Here is a 25,990-nt window from a genome sequence, read left to right as displayed (position 1 = left end):
ATATAATCCGCGAAATTCTTCCACCCGATCGGAGGGCCGCCGATGGCCGGTCAACAAGACGCGACATCCATTGCCGACTTTGAGAAATCTCTTGATGAGCTGGAAACACTGGTACGCAACCTGGAGCAGGGAGAGCTGTCTCTCGAGCAATCGCTGACCGCCTTCGAGCGCGGCGTAAAGCTGACCCGTGCCTGCCAGCAGGCTCTCAAGAGCGCCGAACAGCGGGTTGAACAACTGGTGCAAAACGACGATGGCACCCTCAAAACCCGTCCTTTTTTGTCGGATGACGCCGGCTGATGCGTAACGGGAACCCCTCTGTTGTGGATTTTCTGGAAACGTGCCGTAACCGCGTAGACGCGGAACTGGACCGACGCATTGAATCCAGCTCTGCCTCACAGCGGCTCCAGGAGGCGATGCGTTACAGTGTGCTGGGCGGCGGCAAACGTATCCGCCCGGCGTTGAGCCTTGCAGCGGCGAGTGCCCTGGGGCAGGATTCTGACGCTGCACTGGTTCCCGCCTGCGCTATAGAGTTAATCCACGCCTACTCGCTTGTTCACGACGACCTTCCCGCGATGGATAACGACGAACTGCGGCGCGGCCGACCAACCGCACACATTGCTTTTGATGAAGCGACGGCCATTCTGGCGGGCGATGCCTTGCAGGCACTGGCGTTTGAATGGCTCGCCGTCGCGCCCGGCGTTGAGACATCCGCACGGCTCACGATGATACGGGAGCTGGCGCGTGCAAGCGGACACAGGGGCATGGTGGGCGGCCAGGCGATTGATCTGGAATCCGTGGGCAAGAGCCTGACCCTGGCGCAGCTTGAAACCATGCACCGGCACAAAACCGGCGCCCTGATCGAAGCCAGCGTGCGCATCGGGGCGCTGACCGCTCCCAACATTAGCGAGCGCTCGCTGAACGCTCTCACACGTTACGCAAAAGCTCTGGGCCTGGCTTTTCAGGTTCAGGATGACCTCCTCGATATTGAGGGAAATACAGATATTATCGGCAAACCCCAGGGTTCCGATGTTGCCCGGGCAAAACCAACCTATCCCGCTCTGCTGGGACTTGACGGAGCGCGAGGGCATCTCTCATCTCTGCTAAGCGACGCGCTTGAGAGCCTGCAGGATTTTGGGCCAGAGGCCGATCCTCTGAGAGCCATGGCAGATTACGTGGTCGCAAGAACCTATTGAGCCTTCACTAAGTACGTCATTGAATCCGGGTGCGGCAGAAGCGCACACTAAGGTAATACGAATTCATAACATTGCGGAAAAGACCCTAGCAGATGCAGGACACTTATATTTTCAAGGAAATCCCTTCACAGCGACCAAATACGCCGTTGCTGGATCGGATTGACATACCCGCTCAGTTACGGGAACTGCCGTCTGACCAGCTTGTTCAGTTTGCCAGAGAGTTAAGAGCGTTCTTACTGTGGTCTGTCGGGCAGACCGGTGGCCATTTTGGTGCCGGTCTGGGCGTGCTCGAACTCACGGTAGCGCTGCATTATGTCTTCAATACACCCGAAGACCGCCTGATATGGGATGTGGGGCACCAGGCCTACCCTCACAAGATTCTTACCGGTCGTCGTGAACAAATGGGCAGCATTCGTCGCAAGGACGGCCTGGCCGCTTTTCCGAAGCGCGCCGAAAGCCCATACGACACCTTCGGCGTTGGTCATTCCAGCACCTCCATCAGTGCAGCGCTGGGCATGGCCGTTGCCGCCCGCCAGCAAAACACCGGCCGCAAAAGTATTGCGGTCATAGGCGATGGCGCAATGACGGCAGGCATGGCATTTGAGGCACTGAACCACGCAGGCCACCTGCACGCCGATATGCTGGTGATCCTGAACGATAACGATATGTCGATCTCTCGCAATGTCGGAGGTCTGTCCAACTATTTCGCCAAGTTGCTTTCAAGCCGCACCTACAATCAGGTTCGTGACAGCAGCAAGAAAGTGCTTCAAGGCGCACCCCAACTGATGGCTCTGGCGAAGAAAACCGAAGAACACTTCAAAGGCATGATTGCGCCCGGCACTTTGTTTGAAGAATTGGGCTTCAATTATATCGGGCCCATTGATGGGCACGATCTACCCTTGCTGATTGAGACCCTGGAAAATATCCGCGAGCTGGAAGGTCCGCAGTTTCTTCATATAGTGACCACCAAAGGCAAAGGGTTCGCGCCGGCCGAAGCAGATCCCATCGGCTACCACGCCATCAACAAAATTGAACCCGTGCCTGCCGACAAGCCAGAGCCAATAAAATCTGCGCCGGCCAGGCAGAAATACGCCAATGTATTCGGACAGTGGCTGTGTGACGCCGCTGAGTTGGATGAGCGCGTAAACGGCATAACCCCCGCCATGTGCGAAGGCTCGGACCTGCTCGCGTTCTCCGAACGCTTTCCGGATCGTTATTTCGATGTTGCGATTGCCGAGCAACATGCCGTAACGCTTGCAGCCGGCATGGCGTGCGACGGCGCAAAGCCCGTGGTTGCGATTTACTCCACGTTCTTGCAACGGGCATACGATCAGCTGATACACGACATTGCCATTCAAAATCTGGATGTGTTGTTCGCTATCGATCGGGCGGGGCTGGTGGGCGAAGATGGCCCTACCCACGCAGGTGCGTTTGATATCAGTTATCTGCGCTGTATTCCGAACATGATTCTGATGACGCCGTCCGATGAAAACGAAACGCGTCAGTTGCTGCATACCGGCCTACTGTATGAGGGCCCGGCAGCCGTGCGCTATCCCAGAGGAACCGGCCCCGGCGCACGAATCTGTGAAGAGCTCACTGTCTGCCCTGTTGGCAAGGGCCGCAAGGTTCGTGAGGGCAGCCGAATAGCCATTCTCAATTTTGGCACGCTCCTCACTCCGGCACTTGAGGCCGCAGAAAAGCTGGGGGCAACGGTGGCTGACATGCGTTTCGTGAAGCCGCTGGACGAAGCACTGATTTTCGAGCTTGCACAGCAGCATGAACTGCTGGTTACGTTAGAAGAGAACGCCATTGCCGGCGGTGCCGGAAGCGCTGTAACGGAATGTCTGAACAGGCAAGAGATTCTCATGCCCGTGCTGCAACTTGGATTACCAGACACCTTCATTGATCACGGCAAACGTGAGGAGTTGCTTAAAGACTGCGGGCTGGACGCCCATGGCATATTCTCTGCCATCGACACGCGCATGAAGCGCCTTCAACACCAAAGGCTTGAGGCGGTTAAATAAAGGCTAACAACACAGCGGGGTTTGATTAAAGGATTAAAACTGGGGATCTTCGTCCTGATGGGTCTCCAGCAAATGTCCGAGCTTACTCTGCTTGGTATTGAGGTAATGCTCGTTGTGGGGATTACGGCCAACGTGCAGGGGAACGCGCTCTGTGATTTCAATACCGTAAGACGTCAGTGCACTCACTTTGCGCGGGTTATTGGTCATCAGGCGCAGCTTTTTGATACCAAGGTGCTCCAGCATGTCTTTACACATGCTGTAATCACGAAGGTCTGCCGCAAACCCGAGGCGCTCATTAGCCTCCACGGTGTCTGCACCTTCGTCCTGTAGGCGGTAAGCCCGAATTTTATTAAGCAAACCAATGCCCCGGCCCTCTTGGCGCAAATACATCAGAATGCCACGCCCTTCACGGGCGATACTGCCCAGCGCCTCTTCAAGTTGATAGCCGCAATCGCAGCGCATGCTGTATAACGCATCGCCGGTCAAACACTCGGAATGCGTGCGGGCCAACATGGGTTCATCACTGTCCAGCGACCCCAGAGTCAGGGCAATGTGCTCCTTCCCGGTGTCCGGCTCTTCAAAGCCATGCATGTCGAATACCCCGAATGGGGTCGGCAATTGGCAAGTCTGGATGTAACGAACAGCCACAGTCTTTCCTCGTGGTTCAATAAACAGGGGGTACATTCTACCATGAGCCGGCCACCACGGGCTGCCAATCAGCCGCAATGTTGGCGAGATTTACGAACCGGAACGTCCGGCAGATAATGCATCACTGAGTCCCGGCAACCCAGTGTCCACTGCGCCCGCCTTTTTTCTCTAACAACCGCACCCCACTGATTTCCATGGCCTTGTCCACCGCCTTGCACATATCGTATACCGTCAGTGCCGCGATGCTGGCCGCGGTCAGCGCTTCCATCTCAACCCCGGTCTGGCCGGAAAGTTTGCAGCGGGTCAGTATGTGAACCGATGTGCCATCGTGCCCCGGAACAAGCTCCACCTTCACCGAGGTCAGATTCAGGGCGTGGCACAAAGGAATCAGATCGTGCGTTCTTTTCGCCGCCATGATTCCAGCGATACGGGCAACTGCCAGCACATCACCTTTGGGGTGCTCCCCTTCCGTAATCATTTTGAGGGTTTCTGCTGCCATGTGGATCGTTGCTTCAGCGCGGGCTTCCCGCTCCGTCACGGACTTATCCGTCACATCCACCATGCGGGCTTCGCCCTTGTCATCAAGATGGGTCAGTTTACTCACGACGCCTCCCGGGGTTTCCATTTGAATAGGTTTTGATTTGAATAATTTGAATCATTGAAATAAGACAATTTGAATCATTGAAATAGATAACCACCTCAGCTTTGTGGCCACCAGTAACGAATTCCGGCCACGCCCTGACCACCCGCCTGCTGCACCTCATCGAGATCGGTCAGCGTGAGGCCACCCAGCGCGAAGACCGGTATCGGCGCGCGGGACACCAATTCCCGGAAATGAGCCCAGCCCAGAACGGTCGATCCGGGATGAGTCGCCGTCGGCTTGACAGGACCCAACACGACATAGTCGGCACCGATGGCAACCGCGTGATCCATTTGACGGGCGTCGTGGCACGAAACGCCTAGCCAGACTCCGTCACGAACAGGTCTTGCTTGAAGGCTCCGGGCTTCGCGCCAGGGCAAATGCAGTCCCGCCGCACCGGGGTTGTCATCAAACACTGCTGGAGGCCCGTGAAGTATCAGGCCGGCACCCGCCGGCTCACACACGCCCAAAGCAGACTCGGTCAAGGCGCGGTAATCCTCTGCAGACATACTCGGTGCGCGCAACAGCACCAATCTGGCATGATCGCGTTCTGACAACCCAGCCGGAAGCGCGGCAAGCGCCCGGTGCAGTTGCTGGCCCCCCTCGCCACCGGCGTGAATGTGTCCGGTTATCGCGAGCAAGAAAGGCAGCTGCAGTGCCCGGATAATTCCGCGGTTAGCCACCGGAAAGTCCTCATCCCGAAGATCGTTCGGACTCACCCAATGGATAGACTGCCCTTCACGGCCATGTGCTTCGCCCCGTGCCTTATCTGTTCTCCACACATCCAGACGCACCCGTTTGTCACCGTAATCATGCCGGATACAGATCACAGGCTGCAGAGATTTCAACGGTATCTGCAGGCTTGTCTCCTCGGCAATCTCACGAACCAAGGCAGCCTGAACGGTTTCTTCGGGCTCAACCTTACCGCCAGGGAACTCCAGCAAACCGCCCTGATGAACGTGGTCCGGCCGCCGGGCGATAAGCACTCGCCCCTCCCGGACGATCACTCCGACCGCGACATGAACCTCCCGCACGTCAATTTGTGTGTTGGCCATACTTAACTGCGGTAGTCCGCGTTGATGGTGACATAATCGTGGGAGAAGTCGCAGGTCCAGACCGTTTCGCAGACATCACCCCGTTTCAGGTCAATGGCGATGGTGATCTCTTCCTGATCCATGACCGCCTGGCCTCGCGCCTCGGAATAATCCTCAGCACGACCACCGTCCCGAACGAGACAAACGTCACCAAGATGGATTTCCAGTAAACTAACATCCAGATCGGCAACGCCCGCCCGCCCGACTGCCGCAAGAATTCGCCCCCAGTTGGGATCAGACGCAAACAGCGCCGTCTTCACCAAAGGCGAATGCGCAACCGTATACGCCACGTCCAGGGCCTCCTGGCGGGCCGCCGCTCCACTGACCTGAATAGTGACAAACTTGGTGGCACCTTCGCCGTCGCGCACGATGGCGTGAGCAAGATGCAGATAGACGTCCTTCAGCGCGTCCCGCAGCGCCGGCAGGTGCGGGCTATCGAGCGTAATTTCCGGGCCGCCATACTGGCCGCTGGCGATCAGCATGCAGGCGTCGTTGGTGGACGTGTCGCCGTCAATGGTAATACGGTTGAAAGACGCCTCGCCAAGCTCAGATGCCAGTGCTTGCAGCGCCTCTGGCGCAATACAGGCGTCTGTAGCGATAAAGCCCAGCATGGTGGCCATATTCGGGCGAATCATGCCGGCGCCTTTGCTGATGCCCGAAATGGTCACTGTGTGCCCGCCCAGATCAATCCGTACGGACTCACCTTTAGGGCGTGTATCGGTGGTCATTATGCCGCTGGCAGCTTCAGCCCAGCGGTTATCGCCAGCGCTGACCAAGGCCTCTGGCAGTGCGCTCACAATCTTTTGAACCTGCAACGGCTCTCCGATCACACCCGTGGAAAACGGCAGCACCTCGGCGGCGCTCACGCCAGCGTGTTGAGCCAGCGCCTCGCAGCACGCCAGCGCATCTTTCATACCGCGCTCACCCGTACCCGCATTGGCGTTTCCCGTATTGATCAGCAAATAGCGCGGCGCTTTTTCGGTCAGATGTTTACGGCTAAGAGTCACTGGGGCCGCACAGAACTGGTTGGTGGTAAACAGCCCTGCAACACGGCTTCCCGGCGCCAGCTCAAACACCACCACATCTTTGCGACCAGGCTTCTTGATACCGGCGCTGGCAATACCGAGCCTGACGCCTTTTACCGGGAAAAATTCGGGCAGGGTTCCTGGTCCAACCGCCATCGTGTCACTCCTTTTGATTCAGATACGCCTGAAAACGAAAAACCCGCAGTTTGCCAGTAAGCTGGGCGATTGCGGGCTCCGTACTTTATTTTCTGTCTGTTCGGTGTGGTCAGTCCACTTTGCCACAACACTGCTTGTACTTTTTGCCAGAGCCACATGGGCAGGGCTCATTACGACCTACCTTGCGTTCCTGTCGCACGAACGTTTCAGGGGTCGTCTGCTGCGAGCCGCCGGTGTCGCGATCATCGCCTTGTTCGGCCTCGCTCTGCGCTGTCGCACTGGTCTCATCGTGACGCAGGCGTGCTTTGGAAAGCTCTTGTTCAAGCTCCTCCTTACGGTGACGTTCAACCTCGTCCATTTCTTCGCGGCTCTGAACCCGCACGTGGCAAAGCACACGAGTTACATCACGCTTCATGGTCTCAAGCATAGCCTCAAACATGTTGAACGCTTCGCGCTTATATTCCTGCTTGGGATTTTTTTGAGCGTAGCCACGTAAGTGGATGCCGCGGCGCAGGTGATCCATATTGGAAAGATGCTCTTTCCAGAGTGTATCCAGAACCTGCAGGAACACCTGCTTTTCGAATTTGCGCATGGAGCCAGCGCCGACCACTTCTTCCTTGGCCCGGTAAGCCGCTACAATTTCGTCCAGAATTTTCTGGCGAAGATTGTCTTCGAATAGCTGTTTGTCTTCTTCCAGCCAGCTCTGGACGGGCAAGTCGATCGACATTTCCGACTGCAACTGCGCTTCAAGGCCGACCACATCCCACTGCTCGGGCATACTCTGGGGTGGAATGTGCTCGCTGATAAGCACGTCAACAACGTCTTCACGGATGGTATCAACCATCTCGGAGACATCTTCGGATGACATAACCTCATTGCGCTGGTCATAGATAACCGTACGTTGGTCATTGGCAACGTCATCGTACTCAAGCAGCGTTTTACGCATGTCAAAGTTGCGGCCCTCAACTTTACGCTGGGACTTTTCGATGGCGTTGGTCACCATGCGATGCTCTATGGCCTCGCCTTTCTTCATGCCCATTGCCTGCATGAGGCTCTTAACCCGGTCCGGGGCAAAGATACGCATCAGGTTATCTTCCAAGGACAAGAAAAAGCGGGAAGAACCCGGGTCGCCTTGGCGACCGGCCCGGCCGCGCAGCTGGTTATCTATACGGCGGGATTCGTGACGTTCGGTGCCAACAATGTGCAAACCACCGGCTTCCAGCACCTGGTTGTGACGCTCTGTCCACTCTGCCTTAAGGCGAGCAACTTCTTCCTCGGAGGCGTTATCCAGAATTGCTGCCTCGTGCTCCCAGTTACCCCCAAGCACAATGTCTGTGCCTCGGCCAGCCATGTTGGTGGCGATGGTAACAGCACCCGGGCTGCCTGCCTGGGCGATGATCTGTGCTTCTGACTCGTGCTGCTTGGCGTTAAGAATCTTGTGCTCGATACGCGCTTTCTTGAGCAACATGGAGAGCAGTTCAGACGCCTCGATTGACGCCGTGCCCACAAGAATGGGCCGACCCTCGCCTGTCACATCCTTGATTTCATCGATGATGGCGTGAAACTTCTCATCCTGAGTCAAGTAAACAAGGTCGTTATAATCGGTTCGCTGGATCGGTCTATTGGGCGGGATAACCACCACGTCCAGGCCGTAAATCTGCCGAAACTCGAAGGCTTCGGTATCTGCCGTGCCGGTCATGCCAGCAAGCTTGTCGTAAAGCCGAAAATAGTTCTGGAAGGTCGTTGAGGCGAGAGTCTGGCTCTCCGCCTGAATGTTCATGCCTTCTTTGGCTTCCATCGCCTGATGCAGACCTTCACTCCAGCGCCTGCCCGGCATGGTGCGCCCGGTATGCTCGTCCACAATGACGACCTGGCCGCCCTGAACAATGTAATCAACGTCTTTCTGGAACAGATGATGGGCACGCAACGCAGAGTGCACGTGGTGCAGGAGGCTGAGGTTTGCCGCAGAGTACAGGCTCTCGCCTTCTTTCAGGAGCTCGCGATTCAGCAAAAGCTCTTCCACCCGTTCATGGCCTGCTTCGGTCAATTCAACCTGGCGTGTTTTTTCATCGATAGTGAAGTCGCCAGAGGGCTCGCCCTCCTCATTCACTTCACCTTTTTCGAGATTGGGAATCAATTCGTTGATCGCCAGATAGGCTTTGGAGCTGTCTTCCGCAGCACCCGAAATAATCAGCGGTGTGCGCGCCTCGTCGATCAGAATGGAGTCGACCTCGTCTACAATCGCGTAATGGAGACCACGTTGCACCTTGTCATCGGTGCTGAATGCCATATTGTCACGCAAATAATCGAAACCAAATTCGTTGTTGGTACCGTAGGTAATATCGGCCTGATAAGCAGCGCGCTTTTCCTCCGGCGCCTGCCCGGCAACCACTACGCCAACCTGTAAACCGAGAAAGCGGTACAGCTTGCCCATCCACTCGGCATCACGACTGGCCAGATAATCGTTAACGGTTACAACGTGCACGCCTTTACTGGGCAAGGCGTTGAGATAGACAGCAGCCGTCGCGACCAGCGTTTTACCCTCACCGGTCTTCATCTCCGCAATCCGACCCTCATGCAGGGTAATACCACCAACCAATTGCACATCGTAGTGGCGCATACCCATAACACGCCGCCCCGCCTCGCGAACGGTCGCAAACGCTTCGGGCTGCAGCGCGTCCAGGCTTTCTCCCTCATCCAATCGGCGGCGAAATTCCGCCGTTTTGCCCTGCAACTCGGAGTCCGCCAGATTGCCAAACTGCTCTTCAAGCTCATTAACGCGCAATGCAAGCTTACGCATTCTCTTGATTTCTCGGGCATTTTTACTGCCGAACATCTTGGTTGCAAACTTTGAGAACATAGACTACTACTTCTCTAGATTAAACGGAGGAAGCCGGCATTCTAACCTTATTTTGCGACAGTACAAAACGCTGAGATCACATAGCCGGGTTCCATGACGATCCTGTGACAAATACTGGGCGCTAACAAGCGTGAAGAGAGGGCTGGAAGGATAGGGCGATCGACGGATTGAGACGCGGGTTGAGAGCGGCCTGACGTCAGCTAAAATCTGCAACTCTAGCGACTGGCTCTTTTGATATAGGTTTCCGGGTTCTCGGTCTTTCCATTACGTATGACTTCAAAGTGCACGTGAGGTCCGGTAGATCGGCCCGTGCTCCCCATCAATGCCAGCACCTGCCCTTTCTGCACCACATCACCCACTTTAACTTTGATCGTTTTGCAGTGTGCGTAGCGCGTAACCAGGCCGTCACCGTGGTCAACCTCCACCAGGTTGCCATAACCATGACGCTCGCTTGCGTAAGACACAACGCCACCCGCAACAGAGATAATATCGTTCCCTGTCTTACCTGCCAGATCAACACCGGCATGCCAGGTACGCTTTCCAGTGAACGGATCAGAGCGGTAACCGTATCGTGACGACAACCAACCCCACGTAATGGGGCGACCTTCGAGATACAGTTCATCTTCCAGTTTTTGGCGAGAGGACACCTGATCCAACAGCCGCAGCTGTTGTTCACGATCCTCCATCCTGCGCTCCAGCTCGTCAATCATCCGCGTTAATTCGGGTGCAGAAAAGGAATCGGTCGGAAGCGAACCCTCAGGACCACCAACAGCTGCCGGCTGGTTAAAATCAAATTCATCGCTGGCGACCAGACCGGATTCCACGAAACGCTGACCCAACGCATCCAGGCGCAATAATCTGCCCTGAAGTTCTCCAAGGCGAAGTGTCAGTGCGTCTACCTGGTCCTGAACGTTCAGTTGCAACCCTGTCAGTTCGGCTTGCTGTTCGCTGAGTTCTTGTTGCCACACGCCTACGAGCTCGGAATCAGAAGGTTTCCTGGCCTCTGCCTGGCTTGTCGCAAAGCGGTATCCGCCCCACCCTGTTACCATAAGCAAGGCAACAGCCAAAAACGCCAACGCAAAGGCAACGCCTCCGTTCAGGGCAAATACCCGCGACTCGTTGTGGCGCTTGCCAACTAGAATGATGTTCATAGTGTCTTCAGGTTTCATCGGGGAGCTGCAACCGTGTCCTGTAGTGTTGCAGCCCGAAAAGTTCCGAGTGGGTCTGCCATCCTTGGCAACAACTACGTACTGATAAATCGCAGCGCCCGGTAGACATACTCAATTACAACAAGGTAAAACAAGAGCAGACTTGGCACTACGCAAAAAACGTGCAGAAGTGTAACCAATCGTTATCGTGGACGTCGAGAAAATACGCCTTATGAAGCGGAAAAATGAGCAAAAAATAACCTTCGAAAATCTGGGCAAAACACCGGTTTTGCGAGAACTGTTCGCAAAAGCCCATACTCACCGCGATGCCGAAGATCATGTGCTGACTTCGCTACCGCCAGCGCTGGTGCCAGGGACGCGATTTGTCTGTTGTGTGGAAGGCGCGCTGACACTCTCCGCAAGCAACGCGGGAACGGCCAGCCAAATTCGTTTCCGTCAGCACGAAATAATGGAAAAATTGCGGGAAAATGAACTGTTCAGGTTCGTATGGAAGCTCAAGGTAAAAGTAGCGCCTCCACGGTTTCATGAAAAACCGCCAGCGAAAAAAATGCCTTTGAGCAAAGAAAATGCCCAGCTCCTCAAAGAGGAAGCCGGGCACACGAAGGACAAAAAACTACGCGAGGTTCTCGAAAAACTCGCAAGCCACGTCCGGGATTAAAGCATCCAGCCTTAAACCGGAACAGCCAGCACGGGCTTCATGTAGGAAATAGGCGCGGTTTCTTCGTTATCAAACGTAACCACCTCCCATGCATCCTCTTCCGCCCTGAGCTTACGCAACAGCTTGTTATTCAGGTCGTGACCAGATTTAATGCCGCGGAATTCACCGATCAGGCTGTTGCCCAACAGATATAGATCCCCGATTGCGTCCAACACTTTGTGCTTGACGAACTCGTCTTCATAACGAAGACCGTCTTCGTTCAGAATCTTGTAGTCGTCTACCACAATGGCATTGTCCACACTGCCACCCAGAGCCAGATTCATTGCTCGCAACTTCTCAATGTCACGCATGAACCCGAACGTTCGGGCGCGACTGACTTCCTTCACGAAAGACGTACTTGAGAAATCAACGGTCGCGGTCTGGGCCCGGCCTTTGAACACAGGATGATCAAAGTCGATACCAAAACTGACTTTGAAGCCCTCAAACGGCAAGAAGGTTGCCTTCTTGTCGCCCTCTTCAATGGAGACTTCCCGCTTGATGCGAATGAACCGCTTCGCAGCGTCTTGTTCCGCAATGCCTGCAGATTGGAGCAGAAAGACGAACGGGCCGGCAGAACCGTCCATGATCGGCACTTCCGCAGCGCTTAGCTCAACGAAACAGTTGTCGATACCGAGACCCGCCATGGCTGACAGCAAATGCTCAATCGTAGCTACACGGACACCGTTTTTCACCAGCGTCGTGGACAGCATGGTCTCACCCACATTTTCAGCGCATGCCAAGATCTCAACCGCCGGGGCAAGATCGGTGCGCCGGAAAATGATTCCCGAATCCACTGGAGCGGGCTTCAGGGTGAGGTAAACCTTTTCCCCTGAATGCAGCCCGATGCCTGTAGCACGGATCGTGTTTTTTAGTGTCCGTTGTCTGATCATCGGTTCGTTATTCCGTAAAAAATGGCGATATTCTAAACAAATTCTGGGCGCAGAATATCAAAGAATGAGACTGAGTACCATTTGCCCAGCCCAACATTGCCTGAAATTCATGCAATATTGGCCATTGGCCGTCAGTGCTTCATTATCCGGCTCTGTGGCTTAATTAAAAAACACCAACATACACCGGACATTTATAACAACATTTTATCAGTCTGCCTGCCTACGAAGGAATGCGGGAATATCGAGATAGTCCACGCCCTGCTCTTCGCTCTCTTTGCTCTGATCAATTGCCACGTTACCGTTTGACACGGCACGACGACGCAAGATAGCCGGGCGATCCAACTGATTGTAATCCGTTTTGCCATCGAGAGTGCGCGTGTTATCCACGACTTTGGTTGGCTTTTCACGATCGCCACCAAGGCCTGTGGCAACAACGGTTACCTTGATCTCGTCGACCATGTCCGGATCAATAACGGTACCCACGACAACGGTTGCGGCGTCCGAAGCAAACTCACGCACAATATCGCCAACCTCGGAGAATTCGCCCAGGTTCAGGTCCATACCGGCGGTGATGTTGACCAGAATGCCTTTGGCGCCCTGTAGATTCACATCTTCCAGCAACGGGCTGCGGATAGCAGCTTCTGCAGCTTCCCGCGCGCGATTCTCACCGGTTGCGCGTGCCGTGCCCATCATCGCCATGCCCATCTCGGACATAACCGTTTTAACGTCGGCAAAGTCGACGTTAATCATGCCGTTGCGGGTAATCAGATCTGCGATGCCTTGAACGGCGCCCAACAGTACATCATTAGCGGCTGCAAAAGCGTCCAGCAAACTGGTCTTTTTACCCAGCACGGCAAGCAGCTTTTCGTTGGGAATGGTAATCAGCGAATCAACGCTTTCTTCCAGCTCCCGCAATCCCGACTCGGCGAGACTCATCCGCTTGCCGCCTTCAAAGTTGAACGGCTTGGTAACCACCGCAACGGTCAATATGCCCATTTCCCGGGCAACTTCGGCGACCACCGGTGCAGCGCCGGTGCCGGTGCCGCCGCCCATGCCAGCGGTAATGAACACCATGTCAGCACCTTTGATCGCTTCGGCGATACGATCGCGATCTTCCAGAGCAGCCTGACGACCGATCTCAGGGTTTGCGCCCGCACCCAGTCCTTTGGTGATGTTACCACCCAACTGAATGATCTGACGGGCATCCAGATCCGCCAGGGCCTGGGCATCTGTGTTGGCGCAGATGAAATCTACACCTTCAATGTCGCTGTTAAGCATATGACGCACAGCGTTACCGCCGCCGCCGCCCACACCAATTACTTTTATGACCGCGTTTTGTTGGACATTATCGACAAGTTCAAACATTCCCCTTCTCCTTCGTGCTGTTTCAGCCTTGTTCCAGGCTGTTTATTCGAGTTTGTATTTTCGAGATACCTTCGTTTACTGCTTGCCCGACACCGTCAGAAATGACCGGTAAACCAGGCTTTCATGCGCTCAAACAGCGAGGGTGCATCTTCACCCTTGAGCACTGGGGTCCGACCAAGATCCATTTGCCGGAAACCATGAATCAATAACCCGACGCCCGTGGCGTAGATGGGGTTATTAACAACTTCTGTCATGCCGGAGACGGCATGCGGACACGCAAGCCGCACCGGCATATGGAAGATTTCTTCGGCCAGCTCCACCACACCTTCCATGGTGGAGCAGCCGCCCGTAATGACGATGCCCGCAGGAACCAGATCTTCAAAACCTGAGCGGCGCAGCTCTGACTGAACGAGCGTAAACAGCTCTTCGTAGCGCGGCTCAACAACCTCCGCTAGCGCCTGCCGTGAAAGGTTCCGCGGCGGGCGATCGCCAACGCTGGGCACCTTGATGGTTTCATCAGCGCCCGCCAATTGCGTCAAAGCGCATGCGTATTTGATTTTGATCTCTTCGGCGTTCTGCGTCGGTGTGCGCAAAGCCATAGCGATGTCGTTGGTAACCTGATCGCCGGCAATGGGGATAACCGCCGTGTGGCGAATCGCCCCGCCGGTAAACACGGCAATATCCGTGGTACCGCCGCCCATATCCACAACGCAAACACCCAACTCTTTCTCGTCTTCGGTGAGAATCGCGTGACTGGAAGCCAACTGTTCCAGAATGATGTCGTCGGCCTCGAGACCACAGCGGCGGATACACTTTTCAATGTTCTGCGCAGCGTTGACGGCGCAGGTCACCAGGTGCACCTTCGCTTCCAAGCGCACGCCGGACATGCCCATGGGCTCTTTAATCCCCTCCTGGTTATCAATCACAAATTCCTGGGGCAGAATGTGCAAAATTTTCTGATCCGCCGGTATGGCAACGGCCTGCGCCGCATCAATAACCCGATCAATGTCTGCCTGGGTTACTTCGCGATCGCGGATGGCGACGATGCCGTGGGAGTTAAGGCTTTTAATATGGCTGCCCGCTATCCCCGCATACACCGAATGGATGCGGCACCCTGCCATCAGCTCGGCTTCCTCCACCGCGCGCTGGATCGCCTGCACCGTGGTTTCGATATTGACCACCACGCCCCGCTTCAGCCCTCGGGACGGATGGGAACCAATACCCACCACCTCAATGGTTCCGTCCATCTTGCGTTTGCCGACGATCGCAACCACCTTTGAGGTACCGATATCGAGACCGACAATCATGTTTTCCGTTTCAACCGATGACATGTGTTCCACCAAACCGTAGGTCTGAATTTACTGTTTCTATGTTTTCGGGCCGGAAGCAACCTGGGCTGACTTCCATTGAACCGCCACACCGTTCGTGTAGCGGGCATCTACCCGGCTAACTTCGTCCGACCGTGATACAAGCCGGTTTTCATACACCGTAATAAAACGCTCAAAACGCTTCGTTACCTGATCCCGGCCAAGTACCACTTCGATTCCGTTCGAGAGACGAAGGGTCCAGGCCCCCCGCCGCTCCAGTGACAAGCCTGAAAAGCCCAGGCCGTGCCCCACCAGTTTGTCGCTCATGGTCCGGGCCATTTTGATCACGTCACGCACGCGTTCATCCGGCCCCGAAAGCTGCGGTAACCGCCCGGCCACTTCCGGATTGGCGGGCATGAACAGCTCGCCGGTGCGGCTGACCAGACGACCATCGTTCCAGTAAGCCAACGGCTTCTTTTCCCGAATGTTAATTTCCAGCCGATCTGGCCACACCCGGCGCACGGCGACTGTCTCGACCCAGGGGCGTTTCTCGAGGTCAACTTTTATGTCTGAAAGGTCGGTCGAGAAATAACTCTTACCGATCCAGTTTCCCGCTTGGCGCTCAATGGCAACTCGGCTATCGCCGATAAAATCGCCGTTCACATCAATGGCCAGAATTTGCTGGTCCATGGCGCCCAGCACCTTTCCGGCTCCCCAGGGCAAAAGGCCCGCCGCCAGCAGGATCGCCACGCCCGTGCCAACCTGCAGCCAGGGCACTGCGCCCAGTACAGCCCTCAACACACCAAACCGTTCCGTCTCCGGCCCGAGGGACGTTGCGCCCCGGCGTCGGGGAGGGTCGGATGGTACTGCTCCGCTCCGGATCAGCAGTGTGTCAAGCATCTGCGCCCTCCAGCGTGTCGCGAAGAATCCGCACAACCAGCTCTTCAAAACTGATACCCGCCGCCCTTGCAGACATGGGTACCAGGCTATGGTCGGTCATTCCCGGCACCGTGTTGACCTCCAGCAGCCAAAACCCGCCGTCTCTATCCTGCATGATATCTACCCGGCCCCAGGTGCGGCAGCCTACTACCCGAAATGCCTCCAGCGCGAGATTCTGCAACGTGACTTCATCCTGGGGCGCAAGGCCGCACGGGATTCTGTAGCGGGTGTCATCCGCAAGGTATTTGGCGTCATAGTCATAAAACACGTGATCCGTGCTCAGCCCGATAGCGGGAAGTGCGCTATCCTGCAGAAGGCTGACCGTAAATTCCGGCCCCTCTATCCACTCCTCTACCAGAACCAGGCTATCTAACGCGGCGGCGCCATCGTAGGCTTCAGCCAGCTCCGCAGCGGTATTCACCTTGCGAATGCCGATGCTGGACCCCTCTCGAGACGGCTTGACGCTCAATGGCGGGCGCAACTCCTGAACGATTTGTTCGGCCTCTTCAACCGCCGACATAGTCCTGAATTTCGGTGTCGGCAGACCGCAGCCCGCAAACACGTATTTTGTGCGCAGCTTGTCCATTGCCAGTGCAGACGCCATAACTTCGCTGCCGGTATAGGGAATGCCCGCCTGGGACAGGATTGCCTGCAGCGTGCCGTCTTCTCCACCGCGTCCGTGTAACGCTATAAACACCCGATCAAATTCGGGGTTTTCTACCGTCTTCAACAAGCACCCTTGAACATCCATGGCAAACGCATCGACACCGGCCGATATCAGGGCTGCGAGAACTGCCTTGCCGCTTTTGAGAGAAACTTCGCGCTCAGCAGAATCTCCTCCCATAAACACAGCCACACGCCCCAGCGCCCGAACCAACTCTGGCTCAGCCTGATACGCCGGAATCCCGGAATGCTGCACGTCACTCACCCGCAAACCCTCCTGCCGCCATCAAACGATTTGCCACGCCACCAATGTCGCCGGCGCCTTGGGTAATCAAAAGGTCACCGTCTTGAAGCACGCTTTCCAGCAGGCTCTCGATTTTGCGATTATCGTCTACAAACACCGGCTCCACTTTGCCCCGTTGCCGTATGCTGCGGCACAACGCACGACCGTCTGCGCCCGGAATAGCGGCCTCACCGGCGGAGTAAACATCCATCAATAACAACCCGTCGACTTCTGACAAAACCCGCACAAAATCTTCATAGAGATCCCGGGTGCGCGTGAACCTGTGAGGCTGATACAACATCACCAATCGCCGGCCTGGCCAGGCATCATGAGCCGCGCGGATCACCGCCTCGACTTCGGTTGGATGATGGCCATAGTCGTCCACCAGCGTGACGGTACCTTTCGGAATTTTATAATCGCCATTGACCTGAAAACGCCGGCCGACGCCTGCGAAAACCGCCAGTCCCTTGCAAATGGCTTCGTCTGCAACACCCTCATCGGTGGCGACGGCGATCACTGCAAGTGCGTTCAGCACGTTGTGACGCCCGGGCATTTTCAGTTCCACTGTCAGATCACTGCGACCACCCGGCCGCTTCACCGCGAAATGGGTTCTGAGACCGTCTGTTACGATATTCTCTGCGCGATAATCTGCGTCCGGATTGCTGATGCCATAGGTAATAATGGCGCGGGCAATCCGCGGAATGATCTCTTGCACATAGTCGTCATCCACACACATGACCGCGACGCCGTAAAACGGCAGATTGTGCAGAAAATCCACAAACGTCTGCTTGAGCTTCTCAATGTCGCCGTCATAGGTGTCCATATGATCGGCTTCGATGTTAGTGACCACCGAAATCACCGGCGTAAGGTGTAGGAACGAAGCATCGCTCTCGTCCGCTTCTGCCACCAGATAGCGGGAACCACCCAGCTTGGCGTTGGTGCCAGCGCTGTTCAGCTTGCCGCCAATCACAAAAGTAGGATCCAGACCGGCTTCGCCAAAAACCGAGGCAATCAAACTGGTGGTGGTGGTCTTCCCATGGGTTCCGGCGACGGCAATACCGTGGCGATAACGCATGATTTCTGCCAACATTTCGGCTCTTGGCACCACGGGGATCCGCCGACGGCGAGCCGAAGCTACCTCGGGATTTTCCGAACCTACTGCCGACGACACCACAACCACATCAGCATTCGCGCTGTTTTCTTCACGATGACCGATCTGAATCTCGATCCCCATGGCTTTGAGGCGATCGGTTACGGCACCTTCTTTCAGATCCGAGCCGGAGATGTCATAGCCCTGATTTTTCAGCACCTCCGCGATACCACTCATGCCGGCGCCGCCGATACCCACGAAATGGATGTGGCGAATCCTGCGCATTTCCGGTACCTGAAAAACAAGCGGCGGATTGGTTGCATCAGCCATTAGCGGCCTCCAGACAATAATTCACGACTCTCTCCGTTGCGTCGGTGCGAGCCAAAGTGCGCGCGGCGTTCGCCATGTTCATGACCCGCGCCCGATCTTTTGCAAGATCGCCCAAGGTTTCCGCGAGCACGGCCGGTGTCAGTTGTGACTGTGGTATCAGTACGGCAGCCTTGGCGTTTACCATTTGCTGGCCATTTTTCGTTTGATGGTCATCTACCGCGTAAGGGAAAGGCACTAATACTGCGCCAATGCCAGCCGCACAAAGTTCGGAAATCGTCAGTGCGCCCGCCCGGCATAGCACCACATCGGCCCAACAATAGGCGTTCGCCATATCGTCAATAAACGGCTCCAGTTCTGCTTCAACGCCGTGCTGCTCATAAGAGGCACGTGCGGCGTCGATATGCTTTTCACCGCACTGATGGCGAATCTGCGGCCGCTCGCCTTCGGGTAGCATTGCCATGGCTTCAGGTAGCTGCTGGTTAAACACCTGAGCGCCGAGGCTGCCACCGACCACCAGAATACGCAGGCGGTTTTCTGGTTCACCCGGTTCAATCAAACGCTCGGCCAGTCTTTGTTCAGGCGCCGGCAGGGTTGCCAAGTCTTCCCTGACCGGGTTACCGGTGCACCGGGTAATCACGTCCGAACCAAAGCTTCCCGGAAAACCTTCCAATACCGTTTTCGCAAACCGCACCAGAATACGGTTGGTCATTCCGGCGATGGCATTCTGTTCATGGATCACCAAAGGTGTTCGTGTAAGCCATGACGCCAAACCGCCGGGACCGGTTACAAACCCACCCATACCCACCACGCAGTCCGGCCGGATACGGCGCATGAGAGTGAAGGCTTCGCCCAGTGCTCGCATCAGACGAAATGGCGCCATCATCTGCGCCAACTTGCCTTTACCCCTGAGCCCGGAGATATGGATAAGTGACAGCGGAATACCCGTATCACCTACTAACCGCTCCTCCATGCCTCCCACGGCACCCAACCAATGCACGTCGTGCCCTTTCTCCTGAAGGGCCCGAGCAGTGGCAAGTGCCGGAAATACATGCCCACCGGTACCCCCGGCCATTATCAAAAATCGGCGCGATTCAGTCATAACGCGCGCCTCCCTGCTTTCGAGGGCTGATCTTTCCGGTGGCCTGCTTTGCCTTATCAAGCCTCTCCATCTCAATCCTGGCGAGAATCCCGATACAGACACAGTTGATCATCAGGCTGGAGCCGCCGTAGCTCACCAACGGCAACGTTAGCCCTTTGGTGGGCAGCAATCCGGTGCTGACGCCCATGTTGATGCCTGCCTGCAAGCCAATCAGCAGCGTAATGCCGTACGCAAAGCAGGCACCAAACGGCATGCCAGCCTTCTCGGCGCGGCGGGCAATCACAAAACCGGTTACAACCAGGGCCGTAAACAACCCGAGCACGAGCAATGAGCCCAACAACCCGAACTCTTCGGCGATAATGGCAAAAATAAAATCCGTATGGGCTTCTGGCAGAAAAAACAGCTTCTGTATTGAGTTGCCCAGACCCACGCCTGCCCACTCCCCACGCCCGAACGCAATCAGTGACTGTGTTAACTGATAGCCGGTATCAAACTGATCTTTCCAGGGGTCGAGATAGCTCACCACTCGCTTGAGTCGGTAGGGCTGGGTCAGGATCAATACGGCGCCAATTACCACCAGAGTGGCGATCAGCGGCACGAAGCGGCTGAGACGCACACCGCTCAGGAAGATCATGCCCGCTGCTGCCGTAACCAGAACAACGGTTGCCCCGAAGTCGGGCTGAATAACCAGAAGTGCCGATGCCATGCCCAACACCACCAAGGGCTTGAGGAAACCAGCCCAGGTGTTCAGCAGTTCATCACGCCGACGCACAACGTATCCGGCCAGGTACGCAATCAGGCATAGCTTTGCGACTTCTGACACCTGCACGTTGAACAGACCAAACGGGATCCACCGCGTTGAGCCGTTTACCGTGCGACCCAAGGGCGTGAGAACCAGCATCAGCACCAACAACCCTATCCCCAGCAACAACCAGCCGCTGCGTTCCCACCAGGCCATAGGCACGTTGACCGCGATCAGAGCGAGCATGCAGCCCATAACCGCGAATATAAGTTGGCGAATCACATAGTGATAACCGTTGCCCGTGACCGCGACGGCCATGTCCATCGAGGCAGAAGAAATCATCACAATACCGATGATCAGCAGCGCAATGGACGTAATGACCAGAACGGCCAACGGCTGAATATTGCCGAACCATCGAGTCTGCGCGGGCAGGGTCAGCGTTGACTGCATCACGACACCTCTCCCAAGGACCGAACCAGGTCCCTGAACTGATCACCTCGATCGATATAATCACGGAACATATCGAAGCTTGCGCAGGCCGGGGAGAAAAGAACGCGGTCGCCTTCCAAAGCAAGTTTTCCAGACGTCTTTACGGCCTCAGCCAGAGTGGTCGCGAAATGAACCTGAACGTCAGAGCCCAGGGCGCTGGCAATCTGGTGTGCATCCGCCCCGATCAGTATCACGGCCCGGCAACAGGTTCTGACCGGCACCGCCAGGGCCGAAAATTCTGCACCTTTGCTTTCGCCCCCCGCAATCAACACAAGTTTCCCCTCATTTTCGGGGACCAGGCTTTCGATAGCGGCCACGGAGGCGCCAACGTTCGTGCCCTTGGAGTCGTTGATGTAATCAACGCCTTTGAGCCGGCGAATGAACTCGCATCGGTGCGGCAGGCCGTTGAATTTTCGTGCAGCGCTCAGCATCGCGTCCATTGGCAGCCCGGCCGCATGGCCTAACGCCAGAGCCGCCATCACGTTACTGAGGTTGTGCTGCCCCAACAGCTTTAGCTCGCCGGCATTCAGAATGCTGTCGAAGCCGAACGTCAGCCAGGTGCCCTGATCGTCTTCCCTGGTGCTGAACGTGTTCGGATTGACTCGATGAAATCCGAAACAGAAAAATCGCAGGTTGTCCCGCTCCATGGGCGTGCTCAGCGCATCGTCCAGATTCACTATGGCGTTTTGGCAGCCACGGAAAATTCTTTGCTTGGCCTGAAAATACGCCATTTTGTTCGGATATCGATCCAGATGATCATCACTGACGTTTAGTACGGTCGCCGCCAATGCGTTCAGTTCCGCGGTGGTTTCCAGCTGGAAGCTGGAAAGTTCAAGCGCATACAACTCGGCACCGCGGCCCAGAAGATCCAGCGCCGGAGTTCCGATGTTTCCACCAATTTCAACCTTGCGGCCGGCGGCGCGAGCCATCTCGCCCAGCAGTGTCGTGACAGTGGTCTTGCCATTGGAGCCTGTTATGGCGACAACAGGCGCATCGGCAGCCTCCGCAAACAAATCGATATCGCCCCGGATTCGCGCGCCCTGCCTCGCGGCATCGGCAATAGCCGGCTCGGCTATGCTGATGCCGGGGCTCACAATCAGTTCGTTGAAGCTCGCGAACAGCGCCTTGTCAAACGGGCCCAGGTGAACAGGGATGTCGGGCCAGCCGGCACGCAGGTCATCAAGACCGGGAGGCGCTTCACGGCTATCAGCCACCGCGACGTCCCGGCCCTGGGCAGACAGATAGCGCACGCAGGAGAGCCCGGTTTTACCGAGCCCCACGACCAATGTGCGACGATCTGACGTGATGACACTCATGATCAATCCAGTTCCCTATCGAATCTTCAGACTGGCGAGGCCAATCAGAACAAGAACCACGGTAATAACCCAGAAACGCACGATGACGCGCGGCTCAGGCCAGCCTTTGAGTTCAAAATGGTGGTGCAACGGTGCCATGCGGAATATCCGGCGACCCGTCAATCGAAACGAAGCCACTTGAAGGATCACAGACACAGTTTCCATCACAAACACCCCGCCCATGATGAAAAGAACGATTTCCTGGCGCACGATCACGGCAACCACGCCCAAAGCAGCGCCCAAAGCCAGCGCGCCGACATCCCCCATGAAAACCTGGGCGGGATACGTGTTAAACCAGAGAAAGCCAAGACCGGCCCCAACGAGAGCACCGCAGAAAACAATGAGTTCGCCCGTTCCTGGCAAATGGGGAATCAACAGATAATTTGCGAACTGAGCGTTCCCCGATACGTACGCGAAGATGCCCAGGGCGCCGGCAACCATAACCGTAGGCATGATGGCGAGGCCATCCAGACCATCCGTCAGATTCACAGCATTGCTACTGCCAACAATGACAAAATACGTCAGGAGTATGAAAAGCACCGGCCCCAGAGTCAGCGACACACTTTTTACAAACGGAAGGTACAGCAACGTTTCCTGAGGCAAGGTTGAACTGAAGTACAACACGATAGCCGCAGCAGCGCCGATCAAAGACTGCCAGAAGTATTTCCATCGGCCAGGCAACCCTCGAGGATTGCGCTCAACCACTTTGCGGTAATCATCTACCCACCCGATCGCACCAAACAACAGGGTCACCAACAAAGTCACCCAAACATACCGGTTGGCCAGATCCGCCCACAACAGCGTGCTAATTCCGATCGCGACCAGAATCAACGCGCCGCCCATGGTCGGCGTACCTGCTTTGCTGAGATGCGTCTGGGGGCCGTCGTCGCGAATCGCCTGGCCAATCTGATACTGGCTCAGCTTGCGTATCATCAACGGCCCGATAAGCAAGGAAATCAGCAGCGCCGTCAGTGTTCCCAATATCGCGCGCAGGGTCAGGTACTGAAACACCGTCAGCGCCGAAAAGTATTGTGATAGGACCCCTGTCAGCCAGAGCAGCATGCGTTACTCACCTTGTTTTTAATCCCCTCTACCACGAGATCCATAGTGGAACTTCTGGACCCTTTCACCAACACGGTCATCGGCGACCCATTATTTCGAACGATGGCTTCAACAGCCTGCTCGTGTGTTTGAACCATCTCTGTCGCTTCTCCAAACCCGTCGGCATAGCCATTGCAGCCATCACCCACCGTCACCAATCGGTCAATTCCCAGCTCCAAGGCAAAGGCTCCGACTTCGCTGTGCAATGCCCGGGCGGTGGACCCGAGTTCGCCCATGGCACCAAAAATCGCAATCCGCTCACCCTCACGATTTGCGAGAACCGTCAGGGCGGCTTTCATGGAAGCTGGGTTAGCGTTGTAGCTGTCATCAATAACCGACAGGTTTGCCGACAGATTAATGGCCTGCAGGCGTCCGCGAACAGGTTGCATTGCGCCCAGCCCCGCCACAATGGCGTCGTCCGTTGCCCCTATTTCACGGGTGGCCGCGATCGCTAGCAGCGCATTGGTTACGTTGTGCTCTCCTTCCAGCGGCAGCGTAAACGTGCAAGACCAACCATCCGGTCCGGTTACCGAGACCTCTGGCTTTTGAGCTTGCGGCTGCTTAATAAATGCGCTGTAGTCTGCGCCGGGCTGGCCATGGCGGGTAACACTGACAACCCGTCGGTTATGAGCACGGGTGCGCCACTGGTCAAACGCAGGATCGTCATGATTAAGTACCACCAACCCGCCTGTGGCCACGCCTTCGATAATTTCACCCTTGGCCTGCACGATATTTTCGTAACTGCCAAAGCCTTCGAGATGCGCCTGGCCTGCGTTCGTAAGGATCACAACCTGTGGACGAGTAATCGCGACGGTGTGGGCAATTTCCCCTAGTCCACTGGCTCCCAACTCGATAACGCCATACTGGTGTGCCGGTTCCAGGCCGAACAGGGTTAGCGGAACACCAATGTGGTTATTCAGGTTGCCGCGCGTGGCAAGCGTACTTCCCATGCGCACCATGATGGCGGAGGCCAGCTCTTTAACGGTGGTTTTACCGCTACTGCCCGTAATCGCGATCAGTTTCGCAGCACTTTCATCTCGGTTACCGGCGGCCAGGCCAGCCAGTGCCTCAACCGTGTCGGTCACGACTAGCTGAGGCAGGTGAAAATCGGCACCGAGCGACGTGTTTAACGTATCTACCACCACAGCACAGGCGCCTAGCGACTGGGCTGTCTGCAAAAATTTATGGCCATCAAAGTTTTCGCCACGAAGCGCAACAAACAGATCGCCTTTAACCAGCGCACGGGTATCTGTAGAAACACCGTTAACCTGAAGACCTTCGAGCCCGGTGGATTCGCAGGCAGCGCCCGTTAATTGCACAGCCTCCAACAATGAAAATGCGCGCATCATGCAGCACCTCCTTCAAGCTTCAGCCATTGGCGAACCTGATCGGCATCGCTGAACGGGAGCTTCTGACCCTCAATTTCCTGCCAGGACTCATGGCCTTTTCCGGCAATAAGAACCAGGTCTTCAGGCGTGGCCATGTCAAGAGCGAAACGAATAGCCTTTGCCCTGTCATGAATAACCGTCGCAACGTCTGAACTGGAAAAACCAGACAGAATATCCTGCACAATAATGTCCGGGCTTTCTGTCCGCGGATTGTCATCCGTTACAACAACGACGTTTGCGCTTTTTTCCGCCTCTCCCGCCATTTCAGGGCGCTTACCGCGATCACGATCACCCCCGCAACCGAACACACAAATCAGCCTGCCCGCCACGTGCGGCCGCAACGCTGCCAATGCATTCGTCAACGCGTCAGGCGTGTGGGCGTAGTCCACAACAGCACGAATACCTTCCGCACTGCAGAAACGTTCAAGTCGGCCCGGAGGCGGCACTAAATTTTTCACGGCCTGTTGAATCTCTTCTACCGGCGCACCCAACGTCATCACAGTTGCAATCGCCGCGAGAACATTGCTGGCGTTAAAGCTACCCATCAGGGGTACTGTGAGTTCGAAACGGCCCCACTCGCCGTCGACCAACGCATCAAAGCCGTAATCCGTAGGACGAAACTCTTTCAACCACAGTTCTGTTTCGGATTCATGAAGGCTGTAGCGCACGCGATCGCATTTGTCCGCAAGTTTTTCGTAGAGCTGGCGACCGAACGGGTCGTCAAAGTTGATTACCGAGAAATGCACATCCTCACGCTCAAACAGCCGGGCTTTAGCAGCGCCATAGGCTTCCATTGAACCGTGATAATCCAGATGATCCCGGGTCAGATTGGTAAAGACAGCGGCGGTTATGGTCAAACCATCAACACGGCCCTGGTCGAGGCCGTGGGATGACACCTCCATCGCCGCCGCGCGCCCGCCCTTGGCGAGAATGCCCGACAACGCCCGGTTAATCTGGACAACGTCTGGCGTGGTATGAGTAGCTTGTCGCAAGTCTCCCGGCATACCGTAACCCAAGGTTCCCAGAACGCCGCAAGGTGTGCCTGTCTGGCCAAGTAACTGAGCCACGTAATGACTGACCGATGTTTTACCGTTGGTGCCGGTCACGCCAATCAACCGGAGCCTTCGGGAAGGATGTTCGTAGAAACGAGCTGCAATTCTGCCCGTCAACTGCCGAAGTCGTGCAATTGGCACGATCAGCGCGCCATGGCGTTCGGAGCACTGCTGCTCTTCGTCAGACTCCAGAAGAACAACCGTCGCACCCGCTGCTATGGCGCTATCCACGTAATGATCAGACGACGTAGCTGTGCCTGCCAACGCGATAAAGGCATCGCCAGAACTGACCTCACGACTGTCGGTTTGCAGTCCGTGAATCGTGACGTCGAAGACCGACGGCACAGAAACAATGCCCTGCAATAGGGTACTTAGAGATGTTATGCACATA

22 protein-coding genes are annotated in these 25,990 nt (G+C 56.0%); 4 read left to right on the top strand and 18 right to left on the bottom strand.

The window, feature by feature from the left end; all coding sequences use genetic code 11:
- Positions 1–42: 42 nt before the first annotated feature.
- From ENI00_RS00915 to dxs, 3 genes are all read left to right on the top strand, one after another.
- The gene (locus ENI00_RS00915; protein WP_304097455.1) at positions 43–297 is read left to right on the top strand and encodes an exodeoxyribonuclease VII small subunit; all 255 of its coding nucleotides are present in this window, start codon (positions 43–45) and stop codon (positions 295–297) included.
- On the top strand, positions 297–1,193 hold the full coding sequence (locus ENI00_RS00910) for a polyprenyl synthetase family protein (protein WP_304097452.1): 897 nt from the start codon (positions 297–299) through the stop codon (positions 1,191–1,193). Before ENI00_RS00915 ends, ENI00_RS00910 begins: the two co-directional genes overlap by 1 nt.
- A gap of 92 nt (positions 1,194–1,285) precedes the next feature.
- Entirely contained in the window at positions 1,286–3,217 is a 1,932-nt protein-coding gene (gene dxs, locus ENI00_RS00905; protein ID WP_304097446.1) for a 1-deoxy-D-xylulose-5-phosphate synthase, read from the top strand.
- A gap of 33 nt (positions 3,218–3,250) precedes the next feature.
- Here dxs and ribA read toward each other — a convergent pair whose 3' ends face one another.
- The 6 genes from ribA to ENI00_RS00875 all read right to left on the bottom strand — a co-directional run bounded on the left by ribA (position 3,251) and on the right by ENI00_RS00875 (position 10,809).
- Positions 3,251–3,865 carry a GTP cyclohydrolase II gene (gene ribA / locus ENI00_RS00900; RefSeq protein WP_304097443.1) on the bottom strand — a complete coding sequence of 205 codons (615 nt, stop codon included), beginning with the start codon at positions 3,863–3,865 and terminating at the stop codon, positions 3,251–3,253.
- Between the two features lie 121 nt (positions 3,866–3,986).
- Positions 3,987–4,490: a cyclic pyranopterin monophosphate synthase MoaC gene (moaC, locus tag ENI00_RS00895; RefSeq protein ID WP_304097439.1), complete on the bottom strand. Its 504-nt coding sequence runs from the start codon at positions 4,488–4,490 to the stop codon at positions 3,987–3,989.
- A 74-nt stretch (positions 4,491–4,564) separates the two neighbouring features.
- A complete protein-coding gene (locus ENI00_RS00890) occupies positions 4,565–5,560 on the bottom strand; it encodes a Nudix family hydrolase (RefSeq protein ID WP_304097437.1) in 996 nt (331 codons plus the stop codon).
- 2 nt (positions 5,561–5,562) lie between these two features.
- Positions 5,563–6,780 (bottom strand): bifunctional glutamate N-acetyltransferase/amino-acid acetyltransferase ArgJ, encoded by a 1,218-nt coding sequence (gene argJ, locus ENI00_RS00885; protein ID WP_304097434.1) that lies wholly within the window; start codon positions 6,778–6,780, stop codon positions 5,563–5,565.
- Positions 6,781–6,889: 109 nt separating this feature from the next.
- On the bottom strand, positions 6,890–9,640 hold the full coding sequence (gene secA, locus ENI00_RS00880; protein ID WP_304097432.1) for a preprotein translocase subunit SecA: 2,751 nt from the start codon (positions 9,638–9,640) through the stop codon (positions 6,890–6,892).
- Between the two features lie 215 nt (positions 9,641–9,855).
- Positions 9,856–10,809: a M23 family metallopeptidase gene (locus tag ENI00_RS00875; RefSeq protein ID WP_304097429.1), complete on the bottom strand. Its 954-nt coding sequence runs from the start codon at positions 10,807–10,809 to the stop codon at positions 9,856–9,858.
- Between the two features lie 211 nt (positions 10,810–11,020).
- On the opposite strand from ENI00_RS00875, the gene ENI00_RS00870 reads away from it, so the two are divergent.
- The gene (locus tag ENI00_RS00870; RefSeq protein ID WP_304097427.1) at positions 11,021–11,467 is read left to right on the top strand and encodes a DciA family protein; all 447 of its coding nucleotides are present in this window, start codon (positions 11,021–11,023) and stop codon (positions 11,465–11,467) included.
- An 11-nt stretch (positions 11,468–11,478) separates the two neighbouring features.
- Here ENI00_RS00870 and lpxC read toward each other — a convergent pair whose 3' ends face one another.
- From lpxC to ENI00_RS00810, 12 genes are all read right to left on the bottom strand, one after another.
- Positions 11,479–12,396 (bottom strand): UDP-3-O-acyl-N-acetylglucosamine deacetylase, encoded by a 918-nt coding sequence (gene lpxC, locus ENI00_RS00865; RefSeq protein ID WP_304097425.1) that lies wholly within the window; start codon positions 12,394–12,396, stop codon positions 11,479–11,481.
- 207 nt (positions 12,397–12,603) lie between these two features.
- Positions 12,604–13,761, bottom strand: a complete 1,158-nt coding sequence (gene ftsZ / locus ENI00_RS00860) for a cell division protein FtsZ (protein WP_304097422.1) — start codon at positions 13,759–13,761, stop codon at positions 12,604–12,606.
- A 95-nt stretch (positions 13,762–13,856) separates the two neighbouring features.
- Positions 13,857–15,092 carry a cell division protein FtsA gene (ftsA, locus tag ENI00_RS00855; RefSeq protein ID WP_304097420.1) on the bottom strand — a complete coding sequence of 412 codons (1,236 nt, stop codon included), beginning with the start codon at positions 15,090–15,092 and terminating at the stop codon, positions 13,857–13,859.
- A gap of 36 nt (positions 15,093–15,128) precedes the next feature.
- Positions 15,129–15,968 (bottom strand): cell division protein FtsQ/DivIB, encoded by an 840-nt coding sequence (locus ENI00_RS00850; protein WP_304097417.1) that lies wholly within the window; start codon positions 15,966–15,968, stop codon positions 15,129–15,131.
- The gene (locus ENI00_RS00845) at positions 15,961–16,935 is read right to left on the bottom strand and encodes a D-alanine--D-alanine ligase (protein WP_304097414.1); all 975 of its coding nucleotides are present in this window, start codon (positions 16,933–16,935) and stop codon (positions 15,961–15,963) included. Before ENI00_RS00845 ends, ENI00_RS00850 begins: the two co-directional genes overlap by 8 nt.
- The gene (murC, locus tag ENI00_RS00840) at positions 16,928–18,373 is read right to left on the bottom strand and encodes a UDP-N-acetylmuramate--L-alanine ligase (RefSeq protein ID WP_304097410.1); all 1,446 of its coding nucleotides are present in this window, start codon (positions 18,371–18,373) and stop codon (positions 16,928–16,930) included. Before murC ends, ENI00_RS00845 begins: the two co-directional genes overlap by 8 nt.
- On the bottom strand, positions 18,366–19,472 hold the full coding sequence (gene murG / locus ENI00_RS00835; RefSeq protein ID WP_304097408.1) for an undecaprenyldiphospho-muramoylpentapeptide beta-N-acetylglucosaminyltransferase: 1,107 nt from the start codon (positions 19,470–19,472) through the stop codon (positions 18,366–18,368). The genes murC and murG overlap by 8 nt, the downstream gene beginning before the upstream one ends.
- Positions 19,465–20,664 carry a putative lipid II flippase FtsW gene (ftsW, locus tag ENI00_RS00830; protein WP_304097406.1) on the bottom strand — a complete coding sequence of 400 codons (1,200 nt, stop codon included), beginning with the start codon at positions 20,662–20,664 and terminating at the stop codon, positions 19,465–19,467. Before ftsW ends, murG begins: the two co-directional genes overlap by 8 nt.
- Complete coding sequence (gene murD, locus ENI00_RS00825; protein WP_304097403.1) at positions 20,664–22,019, bottom strand: UDP-N-acetylmuramoyl-L-alanine--D-glutamate ligase; 1,356 nt, start codon at positions 22,017–22,019, stop codon at positions 20,664–20,666. The genes ftsW and murD overlap by 1 nt, the downstream gene beginning before the upstream one ends.
- A 15-nt stretch (positions 22,020–22,034) precedes the next feature.
- Positions 22,035–23,120, bottom strand: coding sequence for a phospho-N-acetylmuramoyl-pentapeptide-transferase (gene mraY / locus ENI00_RS00820; protein WP_304097401.1), 1,086 nt, complete (start codon positions 23,118–23,120; stop codon positions 22,035–22,037).
- On the bottom strand, positions 23,105–24,508 hold the full coding sequence (locus tag ENI00_RS00815) for a UDP-N-acetylmuramoyl-tripeptide--D-alanyl-D-alanine ligase (RefSeq protein ID WP_304097399.1): 1,404 nt from the start codon (positions 24,506–24,508) through the stop codon (positions 23,105–23,107). Before ENI00_RS00815 ends, mraY begins: the two co-directional genes overlap by 16 nt.
- Positions 24,505–25,989: a UDP-N-acetylmuramoyl-L-alanyl-D-glutamate--2,6-diaminopimelate ligase gene (locus tag ENI00_RS00810; protein ID WP_304097394.1), complete on the bottom strand. Its 1,485-nt coding sequence runs from the start codon at positions 25,987–25,989 to the stop codon at positions 24,505–24,507. Before ENI00_RS00810 ends, ENI00_RS00815 begins: the two co-directional genes overlap by 4 nt.
- Position 25,990 lies beyond the last annotated feature (1 nt).

It is taken from the genome of Marinobacter antarcticus (assembly GCF_011049865.1).
In the GTDB taxonomy this organism is placed as follows: Bacteria; Pseudomonadota; Gammaproteobacteria; order Pseudomonadales; family Oleiphilaceae; genus Marinobacter; species Marinobacter antarcticus_A.
The sequence above is the reverse complement of the archived record's forward strand: the minus strand, read 5'-3'. Positions and strand labels throughout refer to the sequence as shown.

Excerpts from the sequence above, each read along its gene's own strand:
- ENI00_RS00915 (WP_304097455.1), top strand. The coding sequence starts at position 43 with ATGGCCGGTCAACAAGACGCGACATCCATTGCCGACTTTGAGAAATCT.
- ENI00_RS00910 (WP_304097452.1), top strand. The coding sequence starts at position 297 with ATGCGTAACGGGAACCCCTCTGTTGTGGATTTTCTGGAAACGTGCCGT.
- dxs (WP_304097446.1), top strand. The coding sequence starts at position 1,286 with ATGCAGGACACTTATATTTTCAAGGAAATCCCTTCACAGCGACCAAAT.
- moaC (WP_304097439.1), bottom strand. The coding sequence starts at position 4,490 with ATGGAAACCCCGGGAGGCGTCGTGAGTAAACTGACCCATCTTGATGAC.
- ENI00_RS00890 (WP_304097437.1), bottom strand. The coding sequence starts at position 5,560 with ATGGCCAACACACAAATTGACGTGCGGGAGGTTCATGTCGCGGTCGGA.
- argJ (WP_304097434.1), bottom strand. The coding sequence starts at position 6,780 with ATGGCGGTTGGACCAGGAACCCTGCCCGAATTTTTCCCGGTAAAAGGC.
- secA (WP_304097432.1), bottom strand. The coding sequence starts at position 9,640 with ATGTTCTCAAAGTTTGCAACCAAGATGTTCGGCAGTAAAAATGCCCGA.
- ENI00_RS00875 (WP_304097429.1), bottom strand. The coding sequence starts at position 10,809 with ATGAAACCTGAAGACACTATGAACATCATTCTAGTTGGCAAGCGCCAC.
- ENI00_RS00870 (WP_304097427.1), top strand. The coding sequence starts at position 11,021 with ATGAAGCGGAAAAATGAGCAAAAAATAACCTTCGAAAATCTGGGCAAA.
- lpxC (WP_304097425.1), bottom strand. The coding sequence starts at position 12,396 with ATGATCAGACAACGGACACTAAAAAACACGATCCGTGCTACAGGCATC.
- ftsZ (WP_304097422.1), bottom strand. The coding sequence starts at position 13,761 with ATGTTTGAACTTGTCGATAATGTCCAACAAAACGCGGTCATAAAAGTA.
- ftsA (WP_304097420.1), bottom strand. The coding sequence starts at position 15,092 with ATGTCATCGGTTGAAACGGAAAACATGATTGTCGGTCTCGATATCGGT.
- ENI00_RS00850 (WP_304097417.1), bottom strand. The coding sequence starts at position 15,968 with ATGCTTGACACACTGCTGATCCGGAGCGGAGCAGTACCATCCGACCCT.
- murC (WP_304097410.1), bottom strand. The coding sequence starts at position 18,373 with ATGGCTGATGCAACCAATCCGCCGCTTGTTTTTCAGGTACCGGAAATG.
- murG (WP_304097408.1), bottom strand. The coding sequence starts at position 19,472 with ATGACTGAATCGCGCCGATTTTTGATAATGGCCGGGGGTACCGGTGGG.
- ftsW (WP_304097406.1), bottom strand. The coding sequence starts at position 20,664 with ATGCAGTCAACGCTGACCCTGCCCGCGCAGACTCGATGGTTCGGCAAT.
- murD (WP_304097403.1), bottom strand. The coding sequence starts at position 22,019 with ATGAGTGTCATCACGTCAGATCGTCGCACATTGGTCGTGGGGCTCGGT.
- mraY (WP_304097401.1), bottom strand. The coding sequence starts at position 23,120 with ATGCTGCTCTGGCTGACAGGGGTCCTATCACAATACTTTTCGGCGCTG.
- ENI00_RS00815 (WP_304097399.1), bottom strand. The coding sequence starts at position 24,508 with ATGATGCGCGCATTTTCATTGTTGGAGGCTGTGCAATTAACGGGCGCT.
- ENI00_RS00810 (WP_304097394.1), bottom strand. The coding sequence starts at position 25,989 with ATGTGCATAACATCTCTAAGTACCCTATTGCAGGGCATTGTTTCTGTG.